17 protein-coding genes are annotated in these 17,542 nt (G+C 67.3%); 9 read left to right on the top strand and 8 right to left on the bottom strand.

The window, feature by feature from the left end; genetic code table 11:
- A partial coding sequence (locus IP93_RS11630) for a transposase (RefSeq protein WP_144815825.1) occupies positions 1-323 on the top strand: 323 nt, incomplete at its 5' end.
- An 81-nt stretch (positions 324-404) separates the two neighbouring features.
- On the opposite strand, the gene IP93_RS11625 is transcribed toward IP93_RS11630, so the two are convergent.
- From IP93_RS11625 to IP93_RS11590, 8 genes are all read right to left on the bottom strand, one after another.
- On the bottom strand, positions 405-896 hold the full coding sequence (locus IP93_RS11625; RefSeq protein ID WP_144815822.1) for a histone: 492 nt from the start codon (positions 894-896) through the stop codon (positions 405-407).
- Between the two features lie 530 nt (positions 897-1,426).
- Positions 1,427-1,639, bottom strand: a complete 213-nt coding sequence (locus tag IP93_RS11620) for a hypothetical protein (protein WP_144815820.1) — start codon at positions 1,637-1,639, stop codon at positions 1,427-1,429.
- Between the two features lie 63 nt (positions 1,640-1,702).
- Positions 1,703-2,098, bottom strand: a complete 396-nt coding sequence (gene gcvH, locus IP93_RS11615) for a glycine cleavage system protein GcvH (RefSeq protein ID WP_144815817.1) — start codon at positions 2,096-2,098, stop codon at positions 1,703-1,705.
- Between the two features lie 143 nt (positions 2,099-2,241).
- Positions 2,242-3,363: a glycine cleavage system aminomethyltransferase GcvT gene (gene gcvT / locus IP93_RS11610; RefSeq protein WP_144815814.1), complete on the bottom strand. Its 1,122-nt coding sequence runs from the start codon at positions 3,361-3,363 to the stop codon at positions 2,242-2,244.
- 158 nt (positions 3,364-3,521) lie between these two features.
- The gene (locus IP93_RS11605) at positions 3,522-3,962 is read right to left on the bottom strand and encodes an NfeD family protein (protein WP_144815813.1); all 441 of its coding nucleotides are present in this window, start codon (positions 3,960-3,962) and stop codon (positions 3,522-3,524) included.
- Between the two features lie 3 nt (positions 3,963-3,965).
- The gene (locus IP93_RS11600; protein WP_144815810.1) at positions 3,966-4,898 is read right to left on the bottom strand and encodes an SPFH domain-containing protein; all 933 of its coding nucleotides are present in this window, start codon (positions 4,896-4,898) and stop codon (positions 3,966-3,968) included.
- Positions 4,899-4,972: 74 nt separating this feature from the next.
- Positions 4,973-5,182 (bottom strand): hemin uptake protein HemP, encoded by a 210-nt coding sequence (hemP, locus tag IP93_RS11595; RefSeq protein ID WP_144815807.1) that lies wholly within the window; start codon positions 5,180-5,182, stop codon positions 4,973-4,975.
- Positions 5,183-5,312: 130 nt separating this feature from the next.
- On the bottom strand, positions 5,313-6,281 hold the full coding sequence (locus tag IP93_RS11590) for a potassium channel beta subunit family protein (protein WP_144815804.1): 969 nt from the start codon (positions 6,279-6,281) through the stop codon (positions 5,313-5,315).
- A gap of 282 nt (positions 6,282-6,563) precedes the next feature.
- Here IP93_RS11590 and IP93_RS11585 point away from each other — a divergent pair, with 282 nt between their 5' ends.
- The 8 genes from IP93_RS11585 (at position 6,564) to IP93_RS11555 (ending at position 17,539) form a co-directional block, all read left to right on the top strand.
- Entirely contained in the window at positions 6,564-7,130 is a 567-nt protein-coding gene (locus IP93_RS11585; protein WP_144815802.1) for a TMEM165/GDT1 family protein, read from the top strand.
- A gap of 57 nt (positions 7,131-7,187) precedes the next feature.
- Entirely contained in the window at positions 7,188-8,324 is a 1,137-nt protein-coding gene (locus tag IP93_RS11580; protein ID WP_158636335.1) for a GGDEF domain-containing protein, read from the top strand.
- 91 nt (positions 8,325-8,415) lie between these two features.
- On the top strand, positions 8,416-9,711 hold the full coding sequence (locus tag IP93_RS11575; RefSeq protein ID WP_242006850.1) for a NupC/NupG family nucleoside CNT transporter: 1,296 nt from the start codon (positions 8,416-8,418) through the stop codon (positions 9,709-9,711).
- 4 nt (positions 9,712-9,715) lie between these two features.
- The gene (locus IP93_RS11570; RefSeq protein WP_144815795.1) at positions 9,716-10,693 is read left to right on the top strand and encodes a ribokinase; all 978 of its coding nucleotides are present in this window, start codon (positions 9,716-9,718) and stop codon (positions 10,691-10,693) included.
- 32 nt (positions 10,694-10,725) lie between these two features.
- Positions 10,726-11,724 carry a tRNA dihydrouridine synthase DusB gene (gene dusB / locus IP93_RS11565; protein ID WP_144815794.1) on the top strand — a complete coding sequence of 333 codons (999 nt, stop codon included), beginning with the start codon at positions 10,726-10,728 and terminating at the stop codon, positions 11,722-11,724.
- Between the two features lie 120 nt (positions 11,725-11,844).
- Positions 11,845-12,498 (top strand): DUF1232 domain-containing protein, encoded by a 654-nt coding sequence (locus IP93_RS15670; RefSeq protein ID WP_158636334.1) that lies wholly within the window; start codon positions 11,845-11,847, stop codon positions 12,496-12,498.
- A gap of 89 nt (positions 12,499-12,587) precedes the next feature.
- Positions 12,588-13,289 (top strand): RNA polymerase sigma factor, encoded by a 702-nt coding sequence (locus IP93_RS11560; protein WP_158636333.1) that lies wholly within the window; start codon positions 12,588-12,590, stop codon positions 13,287-13,289.
- A gap of 53 nt (positions 13,290-13,342) precedes the next feature.
- Positions 13,343-17,539 (top strand): WD40 repeat domain-containing serine/threonine protein kinase, encoded by a 4,197-nt coding sequence (locus IP93_RS11555; RefSeq protein ID WP_158636332.1) that lies wholly within the window; start codon positions 13,343-13,345, stop codon positions 17,537-17,539.
- Positions 17,540-17,542: the final 3 nt, after the last annotated feature.

The following is a 17,542-nucleotide window of genomic DNA, read 5'->3' as shown; positions in this document are numbered from 1 at the left end:
ACCAACCGCTCATGGTGGTCTACGTGATGAAAGAGCAGCTCAAGGCACTGTGGAACGCCCCAACGGCGCAAACGTGGCGTCGTGCATGGAAACAGTGGCTACGCCATGCCCATGAAAGTGGCATCCCGGCCCTGATCCACTTCGCCAAGTGCCTGAGGCCTTATTGGCGCGGCATCGTCAGCCGGGTGCGCTGGCCCATGCATACAGGCCTTCTGGAAGGCATCAACAACAGAATCAAGGTCATCAAGCGCATCGCCTACGGCTACCGCGATGACGCCTATTTCTTCCTGAAGATCCGGGCTGCCTTCCCCGGACTTGGGTGAAGAACCTAAAAAAACTCCCTCCCCGCCTGGGCTGCGGGAAGGGAGCGTTGGTACTGCGTGCTTCTTGGTATCGGGGCTTGCTTAGATCATCGGCGCCGGGGTCACCGGCATGGCGGCCGGAGCGGCCTTGCGGGCGCGCTTCTTGGCAACCTTCTTCGCGGCCGGCTTCTTGGCGGCCTTCTTGGCAGCCTTCTTCGCGACCTTCTTGGCAGCCTTCTTGGCGGCCGGCTTCTTGGCAACCTTCTTCGCGGCCTTCTTCACGGCCTTCTTGGCGGTAGCCTTCTTCGCGGTCTTCTTGGCGGCCTTCTTCGCGGCCTTCTTCGCGGCCTTCTTCACCGTCTTCTTGGCGGCAGCCTTCTTCACGGTCTTCTTGGCGGCCTTCTTCGCGGCCTTCTTCACCGTCTTCTTGGCGGCGGCCTTCTTCACGGTCTTCTTGGCGGCCTTCTTGGCAACCTTCTTCACCGCCTTCTTGGCGGCCGCCTTCTTCACGGTCTTCTTGGCGGCGGCCTTCCTGGCGACCTTCTTCACAGCCTTCTTGGCGGCGGACTTCTTGGCAGCTTTCTTAACGGCCATGGTATGGCTCCTCGTCAGTGGTCTATCGGGGTGAAGCGCCCAGTGCTGAACAATGCCGCGAAAATGCAAACCGCGGCCCACCGCCCATGCCATGCGGGCACGGAAACGGATTCGATCGGCCGGCGCGCATCCTGCCGCGCGCCGCCATGAAATCGGACCTGCCGTGGTTCCGCGCCCTCGCCCGGCCGGAACCACCACAAACAAAAACCCGATCCGTCCATGACGAACCGGGTTGTGCTTCTTGCGCCTTTCGCGTTTGCGCGGAGGAAACGAATCCTGCGTCCACCGTCAGGGCTGCACGGGCGGAGGTTCGTTTTGCACTTCGCGTTGTCGCTTTGGGTCGGCTCACTCGCATTTGCAGGAAGCGTCTGCTGGGCGAAACCTAATCACGCTTTTTCATAGTGTCAACAACCCGCGCGAAAAAAATTCCGGCGAGGACCGCTCGCGGCGGCTTCGCAAACCCCACGCCGCCGCCACTCCGGGCGAGAGATCCCGGGACTGGCCACCGGGTTTTCTTCCTCGCCATTTTTTCAAAAGCTCTTTTTTCTAGGTGTTTTCATCATTGCACCCAGGAAGTTCGTGCCGCGCAGGCACATCCGGCGCAACGGCTTCGCACCGTCATCGACGATGCAACGGGACAGCCATCGCGGCCCGAAAATTTTTTTATCGGCGCCGCCGATTTCGCGACGCAGCACGTCGATTTGCGCAAAAGTGCGCGGCCGATCCGGGCACTCGATCGACATCAATCGTCCAAAACGACACCGGCCGCACAAGGCGGCCGGTGGAGAAGCGATGATCAGATGGACTCAGTGGTCTTCGTCTTCCAGCAACTCGGCGTAGTCGTCCGGGGCCAGCAGTTCGTTGAGCTGCTCGGCATCGTCCATGGCCACGGTAAACAGCCAACCTTCGCCGTAGGCATCTTCGTTGATGGTTTCGGGCTTGTCAGCCAGCGCGCTGTTGACGGCGGTGACCGTGCCGCTGACCGGGGCATACACGTCCGAGGCGGCCTTGACCGACTCGACAACGGCACTTGCCGTGCCGGCTTGCACGCGATCGCCAACGTTGGGCAGTTCGACGTAGACCAGGTCGCCGAGCAGGCCCTGGGCGTGGTCGGAAATACCGACCGTCACCTTGCCGTCGCCATCGACGCGGGCCCACTCGTGGGACTTGAGGAACTTGAGGTCGCCGGGAATCTCACTCATGGGGGTGCTCCGGTGGTGCGTGTGTGGATGGGGGGGAAGACGTAGTTTAACCAAGCCACGGGCCGCGCAACCGTGGCGGGCCCATTGTCTTGTGCTGCGGTGAAGCATTGCGGCGGCGGCCCCGGCCGTCGCCGGACGCGCCGTCAGGCGAGCACACCGTCCTGCGGCTGGCCGTCGCGCACGAACGGGAACTTGACCACGCGCACCGGGACTTCCTTGCCGCGGATGTCGACACGGACATTGCCCGCGCTGCCCAGCGGAATATCACCGGCCGGCACGCGCGCGAGCGCGATGGCCTTGCCCAGCGTCGGCGAGAACGTGCCCGACAGGATCTCGCCCTCGCCGTGGGCGGTGAGCACCTTCTGGCCGTGGCGCAGCACGCCCTTCTCGTCCATCACCAGGCCGATCATCTGGCGCGGCACGCCATTGGCCTTCTGCTGCTCCAGCACGCCACGGCCGATGAAGTCACGGCCCTCGTCCAGCGACACCGTCCAGCCCATCGCCGCTTCGTAGGGCGACACGCCCTCGTCCATGTCCTGCCCGTAAAGGTTCATGCCGGCTTCCAGGCGCAGCGTGTCGCGCGCACCCAGTCCGGCCGGCTTGACGCCCGCCGCGAGCAGGGCGTTCCAGAACGCGACGGTGTGCTGCTCCGGCACCACGACCTCGAAACCGTCCTCGCCGGTGTAGCCGGTACGGGCCACGAATACGTCGAAGCCGTCCACGCTCTTCGCCTCGGCCGCGGCGAACTTGCCCAGCTTGGCGATGGCGGTGCGGTCTTCCTCGCGCAGCAGGCCCAGCACCTTTTCACGTGCGTTCGGACCCTGCACCGCGATCATCCCGAATTCCGGACGCTCGGCGACGGTGACGCCAAACGGCCTGGCCTGCTCGCTGATCCATGCCAGGTCCTTGTCGCGGGTACCGGCATTGACCACCAGGCGGAAGAACTGTTCGTCGCGGTAATAGACGATCAGGTCGTCGATGATCCCGCCCTGCTCGTTGAGCATGCCGGTGTACAACGCCTTGCCCGGCACCTTCAGCTTGTCCACCGAATTGGCGACCAGCCTGCGCAGGAAGGGGCGCACCTGTTCGCCGCGCAGGTCCACGACGGTCATGTGGGAAACGTCGAACATGCCGGCGTCCTTGCGCACGACGTGGTGCTCATCGATCTGCGAGCCGTAGTGGATCGGCATGTCCCAGCCGCCGAAGTCCACCATCTTGGCGCCGAGCGCACGGTGGGTGTCGTTGAGGATCGTCTTCTGGATCATTGAGCGTGGGCCTGCAGGGATGACGTGGGGGAGACGATTATCCCAGATCGCGCCCCTGAGGGACCAAGGGCGGCGCCTGCGGCAAGAACCCGCCCCCTGTCATCCCCGCACGCCACGCGCATACGCCAGCGCATGCTGGCCGTCGCATGCCGCTCCGCTCAATCGGCCGGCCGGACCCGCAACGTCATGCCGTCCACCGCGATCACCCGGACCGCGGTGCCCGCCGGGGCATCGGGCCCGACGACGTCCCAGAACGCATCGGCGATCTGCACGCGGCCCGCGCCGTTGACGATCGCCTGCTCCAGCGGCACCACGCGCCCGACCAGTTGCTCGGCGCGGCGATTGAGCATCGGCTGGTCGCTCTCGCGCCCCCGGTTCCGGAACCAGGTGCGGTAGACCTGGATGGAGACGAACGCGAGCACGACGAAGGCGGCCACCTGCGCCAGCACCGACATGCCGGGCATCGCCCACACCATCACGAACACCGCCACGGCGGCGAATCCCAGCCACAGCATGAATGCGCCGGGCGCCAGCGCTTCGGCGGCGAACAGCGCCAGGGCGACCGCACCCCACACCACTACCGGCCCGCTCCACTGCATGGCTCAGCCTCCCTTGGTCGTGGCGCGGCCCGGCTGCTCCAGCGCCTGCTTGGCCAATTCCGCGATGCCACCCAGCGAACCGATCACGCCCGCCGACTCCATCGGCATCATCACGAACTTCTGGTTGGGCGCCTCGGCCAGCGATTTGAACGCCTCGATGTACTTCTGCGCGACGAAATAATTGATCGCCTGCACGTTGCCCGAGGCGATGGCGTTGGACACCATCTCGGTGGCCTTGGCTTCGGCCTCGGCCAGGCGTTCGCGGGCCTCGGCCTGGCGGAACGCGGCCTCCTTCTCGCCCTCGGCCTCGAGGATCACCGCCTGCTTGTCGCCCTCGGCCTTGAGGATGGCGGCCTGGCGGAAGCCCTCGGCCTCGAGGATGTTGGCGCGCTTCTCGCGCTCGGCCTTCATCTGCCGCGCCATCGAGTCGACCAGGTCGCGCGGTGGCTGGATGTCCTTGAGTTCGATGCGGTTGACCTTCAACCCCCACGGATGGGTGGCCTGGTCCACCGCGACCAGCACCTTGGCGTTGATCTCGTCGCGCTTGGAAAGCGATTCGTCCAGGTCCATGGAACCGATGGCGGTGCGGATGTTGGTCATCACCAGGTTGAGGATGGCGATTTCCAGCGTGGCCACTTCGTACGCGGCCTTGGCCGCGTCCAGGACCTGGAAATAGACCACGCCATCGACCTTGACCACGGCGTTGTCCTTGGTGATGACGTCCTGGCTGGGCACGTCCATCACCTGTTCCATCATGTTGATCTTGCGCCCCACCCCGTACACCACCGGGATCAGGAAGTGCAGCCCGGGGGTCATGGTGTGGGTGTACTTGCCGAAACGCTCCACCGTCCATTCGTAACCCTGCGGCACCATCCGCACGGTCTTGAACAGCACCACCACGCCCGCCACCAGCAATACGACTGCCAGGATCTCCATCTACGCCCCCTCGTCCAATGATGGATCCGAGTATAGGCCGTGAATATGCCCGCATTGCGGGGCGGCCTGGGGGGCTACTTGGTCAGGATCAGCTTGTCGTTGCGGGTGTGGCGAAGGCGATAGAGTTCGCCGCCGTGGCGGATGAGCAACTCACGCGCGCCGTTGAGCAGCGCATGGCTCTCGACCTGGCCGGCATCCACCACGGTGGTCGGTGCGGAGCGCCGGGGCACCAGGTGCAGGCGTGCGCGGCGGAGGACCACGGGATTCGTCAGCGGCAGTGGCATTGTCGTGCCTCACGGCAAGGGAGAAGAGATCAAACGATAACAATTCTCATTTGCATGTCAAGTCCATGATGACCCTGACTGCGCATTCGTCGCAGATGGCGCGGCGTCCCCGCAGGCCTTGGCTGATGGCTCACTCCATCGCGGCTTCCACGCGCGCCCAGATGTCCTCGCCCAGTTCGTTCGCCAGGTCCAGCGCCGCCAGGTTCTGCAGCAACTGGTCCGGGCGACTCGCGCCGAGGATCACCGACGACACGTGCGGATTGCGCAGGCACCAGGCGATGGCGAGGGTCGCCGGCGCAAAACCCATCTCTGCCGCCAGCGCGGTGTAACGGCGCGCACGCGACAAGCGTCCGTCATCCTGGCCCAGCACGGTCGGCTGCAACCATTCCATGCCTTCCAGTCCCAACCGGGCGTCGGCCGGAATCCCGGCGTTGTACTTGCCGGTCAGCAGCCCCGACGCCAGTGGCGAGAACGTCGTGGTGCCCATGCCGTATTGGGCGTACAGCGGCGCGTACTCCGTTTCCACCCGCTCGCGATGCAGCAGGTTGTACTGGGGCTGCTCCATGCTCGGCGCATGCAGGTGGTGCACGCGCGCGGCCTCGTGCGCCTCGCGGATCTGCGCGGCCGACCACTCCGACGTGCCCCAGTAAAGCACCTTGCCCTGCCGGACCAGGGCGTCCATCGCCCACACGGTTTCGACTATGGGCACATCCGGATCCGGACGGTGGCAGTAATACAGGTCGAGGTAGTCCACGCGCAGCCGCCGCAGCGCCGCATGACAGGCGTCGGTCACGTGCTTGCGCGACAAGCCCCTCTGCGTGGGCCGCGGCTCCCTTGCGCTGCCGAAGAACACCTTGCTGGACACGCAATAGCCATCCCGCGGCAGGCGCAGGTCGGCGATGACATCCCCCATCACCGCCTCCGCCTCGCCCTTGGCATAGCTCTCGGCGTTGTCGAAGAAGTTGATGCCATGGTCCCAGGCGGTGGCGACCAGTTCGCGCGCCGTGCCGCGCCCGATCTGCGACCCGAAGGTCACCCAGGCGCCGAATGAAAGGGCCGACAGCTGAAGGCCTGACGAGCCAAGGCGGCGATAGTGCATGGACAACTCCCGATGAATCCGCGACAGGCAATTTCATCAGTGTAGCTGCGTCGGCGCGAGGGGCCGGGTACAATGCGCCCACTCTTCCTCCTCCGGGGAGTAGCCCACCCGCCACGCGGGGGCGCGCGTCAACACACTTGGCCGGCAGGCCATGGCGCGCGAGGGGCCACGCGACAACGCGCGGCGTCGGGCAAGACCGAAGGCAGGCGTTGCGCGCACCCGGGCCGGGCCGCGTGGCGTCCGCTTTCGCGTCAATCGCGAATGCCCGGCCCCGGAGAACTGATGGACGCGCTTTTCCTATCCACCGGCACGGTGGCCGTCGCAGAGATCGGCGACAAGACCCAGTTGCTGGCCTTGCTGCTCGCGGCGCGCTTCCGCAAGCCATGGCCGATCATTGCCGGCATCCTCGTCGCCACCCTGCTCAACCATGCCCTGGCCGCGTGGCTGGGTGCGCTGGCGGCCGACTGGTTGCGGCCAGAGGTACTGCGCTGGGTGGTGGCCGGCAGTTTCCTGGCGGTGGCGTTGTGGACCCTGAAGCCAGACACGCTGGATGACGACGATGGCACGCTGCCGGCGCGGGGCGCGTTCATTGCCACCACGCTGGCGTTCTTCGTCGCCGAAGTGGGCGACAAGACCCAGGTGGCCACGGTACTGCTGGCGGCGAACTACGAGCCACTGTGGACCGTGGTGGCCGGCACCACCGTGGGCATGTTGCTGGCCAACGTCCCCGTGGTGGCGCTTGGCAGTCGCTTCTCCGACCGACTGCCGTTGAAGGCCGCGCGCTATACGGCGGCCGCGTTGTTCCTGGGCCTGGCGGTCTGGGTCGCCGTACGCGGCATCGGCGGCTGAGCGCCCCCGGCCCTGCCGGGGGGCGCTATGCTCCGCGGCAGGCCCCGGGGACCGTTCATGTCCGACGCCACCAGATCCCTCCGCAAGCTGGGCGACGCGCTGTTGGCGCGCCCCGATGAAATGATGCTGGAAATCGGCGCCACCGGGGAATTGCTGGTGGCCCGCATCCGCGTGGTCGTGGCGGGCCTCCTCCTGCTCTTGCCGCTGGTGAACAACCTTGCCGGGGGCACGGTGGCCGAGACCCTGATCGGGCTGGCTGGTGCGGTGACCATCAACGTCTTTGCCCAGGTCTGGCTGGTGCTGGCGCGGCGGCGGCGGCGCTTTCGCTGGCTGCCTTTCGCCACCACGACCTTCGACGTCACCATCACCACCGCGGTGCTGGTGGCGCTGGCCCACAACCACCTGCCGTCAGGACTGAACAGCATGGTGGTCTGGTGCGGGTACGTGCTGGCCATCCTGGTGACCGCGCTGCGCAGCGACGGGCGCACGACGTTGCTGGCGGGCGCACTCGCGGTGGGCCAATACGGTCTGCTGGTGGCCGTCGTGTTCCTGGTGGCGGGCTCGCCGGAGCGACTGATATCGGCCGAGTACGGTGCGGTGACCGTGGGCAACCAGGTGCAGCGGCTGATCCTGCTGGCCGTGGCCGCCGCGATCACGATGATGGTCGTGTACCGGATGCAGCGGCTGGTCGAGATGTCGGGTACCGACGGCCTGACACGTCTGCCCAACCGCACATGGCTGATGCACCGGTTGCCGCAGATGTTGGACGTGGTGAAGCGCGATGGCGGCAGCCTGAGCGTGGCGATGCTGGACCTGGACCATTTCAAGCGGATCAATGACGAGCTGGGCCAGCATGCGGGCGACCGCGCGCTGCGCCACGTGGTGACTTCACTGCGCGTCCATCTTGAGCAGGGCGAACAACTGGTGCGCTTGAGCGGCGCGGAGTTCGTGATGGTGTTGCGCAAGCCGGTCGGCACGGCCTGGGAGCGCGTGGACGCCATCCGCCGGATGCTGTTGGAGCACCCGTTCGAGGCCGAGCGTGGCGGGATGCCGCGGCGCATCACCTTCAGCGCGGGCATCGCCGGGTTCCCGCAGGATGGGCAGGACCTGTCGCGCCTGCTGCGCCGGGCCGACCAGCGCCTGCAGACCGCGAAACTGGAGGGCCGCAACCGCGTGGTGGCGCGCGACGGCTGACCCGCGCGATGCGTTGCGGCTTGCCGTCAACGCGTGGCCTGCACTAGGCTGCGCCGACATGCGGCCGCGTCCGGCCGGGGGAAACCGTCACGTGGAAGCAATCACCCGAGTGGCCTTTGGCCTGTTCGGTCTCGTCGTCCTGATCGGATTGGCCTGGCTCTTCTCGAACAACCGCAAGTCGGTGGATTGGCGCCTGGTCGCGACCGGTGTCGCCCTGCAGATCGCGTTTGCGGCCCTGGTGCTGCTGGTGCCGGGTGGCCGCGATGTGTTCGATGCGCTGGGCCACGGCTTCGTGAAGGTGCTCAGCTTCGTCAACGCAGGCTCGAGCTTCATCTTCGGCGACCTGATGGACACGTCCAGGTACGGGTTCATCTTCGCCTTCCAGGTGCTGCCGACCATCATCTTCTTCGCATCGCTAATGAGCGTGCTGTACCACCTGGGCGTGATGCAGGCGGTGGTGCGGGCGATGGCATGGGCCATCACCAAGGTGATGCGTGTCTCCGGCGCCGAGACCACCAGCGTGTGCGCCAGCGTGTTCATCGGCCAGACCGAGGCGCCGCTGACGGTGCGCCCATACATCAGCCGGATGACCGAGTCGGAACTCATCACCATGATGATCGGCGGCATGGCGCACATCGCCGGCGGCGTGCTGGCGGCCTACGTCGGCATGCTGGGCGGTGGCGATCCGGAGCAGCAGGCGTATTACGCCAAGCACCTGCTCGCGGCGTCGATCATGGCCGCTCCGGCCACCATGGTGGTGGCCAAGCTGTTGATCCCGGAGATCGGCACGCCGCTGACCCGCGGCACGGTCAAGATGGAGGTCGAGAAGACCACCAGCAACATCATCGACGCGGCGGCGGCCGGAGCGGGAGATGGCCTCCGGCTGGCGCTGAACATCGGCGCGATGCTGCTGGCGTTCATCGCGTTGATCGCGCTGCTCAACTGGCCGCTGACCTGGATCGGCGAGGTGACCGGACTGCAGGCGATGCTGGGCAAGCCCACCGACATGGCCACCCTGCTGGGCTACGTGCTGGCGCCGGTGGCCTGGCTGATCGGCGTGCCGTGGCAGGATGCGATCCTGGTCGGCGGCCTGATCGGGCAGAAGATCGTGATCAACGAGTTCGTGGCTTACCTGCAGTTGGCGGACATCGTCAACGGCAAGGTGGCCGGCGTGGCGCTGACCGAGCAGGGCAAGCTGATCGCGACCTACGCGCTGTGCGGCTTCGCCAACTTCAGTTCGATCGCGATCCAGATCGGCGGCATCGGCGGCCTGGCCCCGGATCGTCGCCAGGACCTGGCGCGTTTTGGCCTGCGCGCGGTGCTGGGCGGCACCATCGCCACGCTGATGACCGCCACCATCGCCGGTGTGCTGACCCAGCTCGGGTGATGGCATGACCGCCCACGGTCGGGTCACGGTGCTTGGATCGTTCAACGTCGATCACGTGTGGCGCTGTACGGAATTGCCGGTGCCCGGCCAGACCCTGGGCGGCGAATACAGCACCGGACCGGGCGGCAAGGGCTTCAACCAGGCAACGGCGGCGGCGCGGTCCGGGGCGTCCACCGCATTCATCTGTGCGTTGGGCGATGACGTCGGGGCGCAATGGGCACGGGCGCTGGCGGTCGCGGATGACATCGACCTGCTGGACGAGCGCAGCGAGTTGCCGACCGGCACGGCAGGCATCTACGTGGATGCCGCCGGTCGCAACAGCATCGTGATCGGAGCCGGTGCCAATGGCGCGCTGTCGGCCACGTTCGTCGACGCGCAGCGTGAGCGGATCGCCGCGTCCGACGTGCTGCTGGCGCAACTGGAATCGCCGATCCCGGCGGTGGCGTCCGCGCTGCAGACGGCGCACGCTGCCGGCGTATTGACCATGCTGAACCCGGCACCCGCCAATGCCGTGGTGCCAGCCGGAATCTGGGTCCACGTCGACGTGGCCACGCCCAACGAGACCGAATTCTGCGCGCACCTCGCGCGAGACCGCGGGCTGACGGTGGATCCCGACGGAGTGGCCGCGCATGACGACGCAGGCCTGCACGCGCTTTGCCGCCTGTGGCAGCCCGCGGCCACGGTGGTACTGACCTTGGGCGCGGCAGGCTGTTTCGTCTCGCACCCTGCCGGCAGGCTGCGGGGCGATGCAAGCGCGCATTATCGCGTGGCGGCCGTCCTGGTGGAGCCGGTGGACACCACGGGGGCGGGCGACGCGTTCAACGGGGCCCTCGCCGCCTCGCTCGCTTGCGCGCCGGATCGCCCGTTCCAGCAGCACATCCGTTTCGCGGGCGCGTACGCCGGCGTCTCCACCGAGCGCATGGGCGCGGCCCTGTCGATGCCGCACCGGGACGAAGTGGATCGCCGTTTCGGGCGTTTCTGACGCGCACGACCACCGGCCGTACAATGCGCCACATGCGCATCGGCCCCTACGAGATCGCACCCAAGGTCATCCTCGCCCCGATGGCCGGGGTCACCGACAAACCCTTCCGCGTGCTGTGCAAGCAGCTCGGCGCGGGCTTGTGCGTTTCGGAAATGACCACCAGCGACCCCCGCTTCTGGCGCACTGCCAAGTCGCGGCACCGCATGGACCACGACGGGGAACCGGCGCCGGCCAGCGTGCAGATCGCCGGGACCGTGCCGGAGGTGATGGCCGATGCGGCGCGATACAACGTCGAACACGGCGCGCAGATCATCGACATCAACATGGGCTGTCCGGCCAAGAAGGTCTGCAATGCCTGGGCCGGCTCGGCCCTGATGCGCGATGAGCCTCTGGTGTCCCGCATCCTGGATGCGGTGGTGGGGGCGGTGGATGTGCCCGTGACGCTGAAGATCCGCACCGGTTGGGCCGCGGACCAGCGCAATGCGCTGGCCATCGCCCGCATTGCCGAGTCGGCGGGGATCGCCGCGCTGGCCGTGCATGGGCGCACGCGCGACCAGCAGTACACCGGCGTGGCCGAGTACGACACGATCGCCGCCATCAAGGCCGAATTGTCCATTCCCGTGATCGCCAATGGCGACATCGACTCGGCGGCCAAGGCCGCGTCGGTGCTGGCCCACACGGGTTGCGATGCGGTCATGGTGGGCCGCGCGGCGCAGGGACGCCCGTGGATATTCCGCGAGATTTCCCACCACCTTGCCACGGGCGGACACCTGCCGCCACCCACGCTGGACGAGGTGCGCGACGTGCTGCTGGCACACCTGCGTCAGTTGCATGCGTTCTATGGCGAACCCGGCGGGGTGCGCATCGCCCGCAAGCACCTGGGCTGGTACGTGAAGGGGCGGCCGGATGGCGCCGCCTTCCGCGCAGTGGTCAACCTTGCCGCGGACGCAGAGGGGCAGTTGCGCGTGACCCGCGACTATTTCGACGCGCTGGTCGCGGGCGTGTCGCCCCAACTGCCGACCGCGGCGTGACGGCGTCATCCCCCGATCAGGGCATCGTCGCGATGTCATCGCTCCGGAAAAATCCGTAACAGGGTTGCATGGCCGAGGCTGCCCGCAGGGTGGCGCCAACGGCCCGTCCGGGAGACTGCCATGAACGTGTCCAAGCGCATCACCGACACTTTCCCCAATGGATTGGGCGACCTGATTGGAAGCCAGTTCGGCCGCCGGCATAACGCGGGGGGCTACGAACTCGACAGCGGGCGCCTGCCGTTGTTCAACGATGCGATGCATCGCATGGACCCGGGCGCCTCGCCGCTGGGCACCGACCAGTTCGTCACCGCGGCGCGGCGGGTGCTGGAGCGTTATCCGACCGGCGTCACGCCAGCGTTCGTGGAATCGCGCATGCGCGCGTGGGACCACCTGCAGCAGTTGGCCGGCGATGTTTACTGGGGTGCCGACGGCGACGTACTGGCACGTACCGAGGCATTGCGTGAGTACGTGGAGAATCCCGACGACGTTTTCCCTGACCACCTGCCCAGCATTGGCCTGCTCGATGATGCGCTGCTGATCGACGTGGCCTTGCAGAACCTTCGATCCGAGATCGCCGACTACGAAAGCTTCTGCCATTTCAGGCAGGTCGCAGCCGAGTTCGCGGGCATCAGCGAGCAGGAAACCGGACTGGGCCGCGAACAGTGGCTTCAGGCATTGCGCCAGGCACAACAGTCGCACCGCGGCTGGGGAACGGCGGCGCAGGGACGCTTTGCTCCCGTGGATGCCCGGGCCACGTTGTTCCACGTCATGTGACAGTCGGGCGCGTGGCCGACTGGGCACTCCACGGTCCGTTGGCCAGAACAGGTGTCCTGCGTCGGGACATCCGTGCGCCGGAGCGATCGGTGTCCCGTTTCGAGACCACGCAGTGGAGCGTGATCCTTCGTGGCCAGTCCGGCCAGGCCGAAGCGCGTTCGGCACTGGAAACCATCTGTAACCACTACCGCAACCCCGTGCTTGGCTACATCCGCGAACACGGCTTCAACGCGGCGGATGCCGAAGACCTGACCCAGGAGTTCTTCACCGGCTTGCTGGAACAGCGCTGGGACGTGCGAGCCGACCCGCGGCGTGGCCGCTTCCGGACCTTCATGCTGTCGGTGTTGCGACATTTCCTCGCCAACGAGTGGGCCAGCCGCTGTGCGGGCAAGCGCGGCGGCCAGTTGCGCCGTGTTGCCTTCGACGAAGCGATGCTGGAGGCGCCGTCCGAGACATCGCCCGAGCGCGAGTTCAACCGCGTGTGGATGCTGACGGTGGTGGACCGTGCCAGGCACCGGCTGGAGGATGAAGCGCGCGTCGCAGGCAAACAGGCCTTGCTGCATGCGCTGTCCGGGTTCCTGGTGGAGGCGCCGGATCCGCACGACTACGCCGACGTCGCCGCCGCGCTGGAAATGAAGCCCAACACCGTGGCCGTCCACGTGCACCGCCTGCGTCAGCGGTTGCGTGAGCTCATCCGCGAGGAACTGACCGAGACGGTATGCGATGCCACGGCGCTGGATGCCGAGTTGCGCGCGCTGCGCGAACTGGCCGACGTCGACCACGACGGGTGACCGTCATGCCCGACGAGAAGGGAGAACCGGGACAACGAGACACTCGCTGGTGGATGAACTCGGCCGTGGTAAGACTGGCATTCGGCCAGGAGACGCTTCAATCGGGCAGGGACCGGGATGCGGTGGGGCGTTCCGAACTCGACCCACGGGACCCCGCGCAGCGCGAATTCGGGGACTACGAGTTGCGTGCCGTCATCGGGCGTGGCGGCATGGGCGTGGTGTATCGCGCCTTCCAGCGCTCGCTCGATCGCGAGGTCGCTCTCAAGCTGCTTTCAGGCGGGATATGGGCCGCGCCGGAGTTCGTGGCGACCCTTCGCAGCGAAGCGCGCCATGCCGCCCTGCTGCAACATCCAAACATCGTCGCCGTCTACGAGATCGGCGATTACGACGGCCAGATCTACTATGCGATGCAGCTGGTGGAAGGGCGCACGCTGGCCGAACGCCTGCAGCAGGAGGGCCCCTTGCCACCGCGCGAAGCCGCGGCATTGCTGCGCACCATCGCTGAGGCGGTGGACTACGCCCATCGCCAGGGCATGCTGCACCTGGACCTCAAGCCGGGCAACGTGATCCTGGGCAATGACGGTGTCCCCCGGATCACGGATTTCGGCCTCGCGCGGCGCCTGGGGGCCGACGGCCTGGTCGACAACGACCGCGTGTCCGGCACGCCGGGCTACATGGCCCCTGAACAGGTGCAGGTGCATGGTAGGAAACTGAGCCCGGCCACCGACGTCTGGGCCCTTGGAGCGATCCTGTATGAATCCCTGACCGGCCACGCACCGTTCGAGGGTGATTCGCCGCAGGCCGTCGTGGCGCTCGTCCGGGATGGGACCGTGCGCGGCCCCCACCGCTACCGGGAAGCGTTGCCGCGCGACCTCGAGGCCATCTGCCTGCTTTGCCTGCAAAAGGACCCGGCACGGCGTTACAGCAGTGCCCGGCAGCTTGCCGACGACCTGGGACATTTCGGCGAGGGCAAGGAGGTCCGCGCACGCCCACGCAACGCGTTGCAGAAAGCCTGGCAGTGGATGCAGCGCGAACCGCGCCTGGCCCTGGTGAGTGCGGTGGCCCTGGTTGCGCTGCTGGCCGGCGCACTGGTGGCCGCGAGGGAGTGGAAACGTGCGGAAGCCCATTCCCTGGAGGCCAGTCGCAACCTCTGGGCACAGCGCGAGGAAAGTGCCTGGCGGCTGTTCGAGGACTCGCGTGGTTATTCGGCGTTGGCATCGCTCGCCACCAACCTGCATGAACAGGAGTCCGCGGGCGCCAATGACGCGGCCAGCCGCGAACGCCTGCGCCTTGGCCTGGCGCGTGCGCGGATGCCTGCGCTGGCGGGCATCATCGATACCGGTGCCCCGATCCATGTCGTTGCACTGAGCCCGGACGGCGACCTGGTCGCGCTGGGCCTGGACCCGCTGACCGTGGCCCTGTACGAACGCGTGTCCGGCAAGCAGCGCTGGCGGGTGAAGCTGCACCAGCACCGGCCATCATGGGATGGCCAGTTGCGGCGCCTGGCCTTTACCCCCGATGGCCGACACCTGATCGTCGGCGAACACTGGACCATGGCCCAGATGCGCCCCGGTGGCTACCAGACCTACCGGCTCGCACTTGCCGACGGCGCGCAGACGCCGGTGTCGGCCGACAAGGCCCTGGTGAGCGAAAGCTGGAGCGAGGACGGGCGGCATGTCCTGCTGTACGACAGGAATGGCGATCTGGTGCTGCAGACTGCCGATGGCATGCCGCTGGCGCGCTCGCGCCTGCCCATGCCCGGCCATCCTGATCGACCCGGCTGGCTGCTGCCGGCCGGACTGCCGTTCATCGGTTTCCGGATGCGGCCGGAACGCGTTGACATCCTGGATCCCGGCACGCTGCTGTCGCGCCACCACGTGGACATCGACCGGGCGGGCGATGGCTTCATCGCCTGGACCGCAACGCCCGACGGTCGCTGGCTGCTGCTGGGCACGCGACAGGGACGCGTACTCCGGGTGGATGCCGCGACGGGCCAGACGCAGGTGATCCTGGCGGATGCAGGCGGCGAGGTCACGTGGTTGTCCACCGGAGCGCAGGGACGCCGGCTGGCCATCTCGACCCGTCAGGGTGACCTCTCGTTGTGGATGCTGCCCGAGGGCGTGCCGATCTCACGGGTGGTGTTGCGGCGCGAACTTTGGGGCCACCAACTGGACTGTGATGCCAGCGGCGACGATTGCCTGCTGTTGGCGATGCATTGGGATCGTGTGGCTCTATGGGCGATGGACTCCGTGGGAGGTACCGGTGGCCAGACCGTGCGTATCGCGCCTGAGATTGCCCATCATTCGCTGATACCGCGCTTTGCCAGCAGCGTTGTCCGCCGGGCAGGCATCCTGGCGACCGGCAGCCAGGACGGCATCCTGCGCCTGTGGCGCCTTCCCGCGGCTGCCGAGCGCAATGCCCGCGCCGCGCCGCAGCGCGAGTGGCCGCTGCACTTCGACGGAAAGCGACTGGTCGAGGTCGATGGCGTTCGCCTGCGGCTGGTCGATGTCGCCCGCAACCGCCCCGCGTCGCGCTGGGTGTCGCTCGCCGCGCCCATCGGCTTTGCCCTGCTGACCGCCGATGGGGGTTCGCTCGTCGCAAGCTCGGGACGCGAACTGCACGTACTGGATGCCACGACGCTGACAGCCCGCTTTCCACCCATATCACTGGAAGCGGCACCCATGGGCCTGCTCACCAGCGGCGACAGCAGGGTCATGGTGGCACGCTGGTTGCCAACCCGCACCCGCTCACCCACCGACAATCGCGTGCAAGCCTTCGATCTGGCACGGGGCTACCCGCTGGGGCCTGCGGGGGACATGCCGTTGACCAGCGCCCGCCTGTCCCAGGACGGCGAGCGACTGCTGGTGCGCGGCACCGGGGCCAGCCAGGTGTTCGACATCCGCAACCTGAAGCGCCCGCGCTTCGTGATGCCCGCAACAGGTGGTGACATGACCGTGACCGCTGCGGAACTGGACGAGACCAGGCAGGAAGTCGTGCAGGCCACCGAAGACCGGGAGCGCAGCCTGAGTGGCGAACTGCAACGCTGGTCACTGGTGGATGGCCGCCTGCTCTCGGCCACTCCGCTCAATGCCAGCGTCGACAGCCTGCAACTGGAACCCGCAAGTGGAGCGATCGCCATCAGCGGACGGCCGGGCGGTACCGCCACCACCGACCTGTCCGTGCTGGTCCGACGCGATGGCTCACGGCTGCCTGTCGCACTGGCCGGCGAGGGGCGACTGGCACGCGCCCAGGCGCTGTCCGCCGACGGCACCATCCTCGCCCAGGCACTGTTCAACGGGGTGATGCTGGTGGACGCGGGCAGTGGCGTCGCCCTGGGACCACCGATGCAAGCGCCGTTGCCTGCCAACGACATCATTGCCCAGGTCGCCTTCGCGACGGACGGCCGTTCCGTCCTGGCACGTACGGCGCTGGGGCGCTGGCTGGTCTGGGACCTGGCTCCCGACACGCGACCGACCCGCGTGGTCCAGGAAGAGGCCGTTTTGCTCGCGCCGCCACCCAGCAGCCTGTTCCAGCCCCCTTCGGATGCGCTCCGTGCCAGTTGGCAGGCCGGAAGCGCACACCTGCGCCCGGTGCCGCGGGCAGCGCCATCGCCCTGGTCGTGCCTGTCGGGCGCCCGGCCATCACGACTGCCCGAAACCCCTGCACATGCGTTGGACCTGGGGCCGTACTACACCGATCCCATCCACGACCAACTGGACGTGGTGACCAGCTTCTCGGTCCGCAACAAGGCGCTGGGGAACCCCTGCGGAATGCCGATGGGCACGCAGCGGCTACGCGGCGTGGACTACGACATCCGCGGGCTGCTCCGGCTGCCCGCCCATGGCCAGCAGGCGGTGGACATCGGGGTGCCGCCCGGAAAATTCGCCGCCGTGCAATTGCTGGCGGCCATCGGGGCCCCGCCGTATGACGTCGACCTGGCCGTGCCGGTGTCACGGCTGGAATTCCGGTACGCCGATGGAAGCCACGCCGAACAGCCCTGGCGGATGCCGATGATGATCGAGGGCGACAACCAGGATCCCGGGCCACACGCCACCCTGGCCTGGCGCAACCAGACGCCGCGTGACGAGGCGTCGCCGGGCACGGGTATCGGACTGTACGCCATTCGCGTAACCAATCCCCACCCCACGTGGACGCTGGTGGGGCTGCGACTGCACCCGGCGGCACCGGCGACGTACGACGGGCGCGTGCTGGTCGCCGCGATCACCGTTGTGGAGGAAGAAGTGGATTGACGC

The sequence above is a fragment of the Aerolutibacter ruishenii genome (assembly GCF_007830115.1).
Classification (GTDB): domain Bacteria; phylum Pseudomonadota; class Gammaproteobacteria; order Xanthomonadales; family Xanthomonadaceae; genus Aerolutibacter; species Aerolutibacter ruishenii.
The sequence above is the reverse complement of the archived record's forward strand: the minus strand, read 5'-3'. Positions and strand labels throughout refer to the sequence as shown.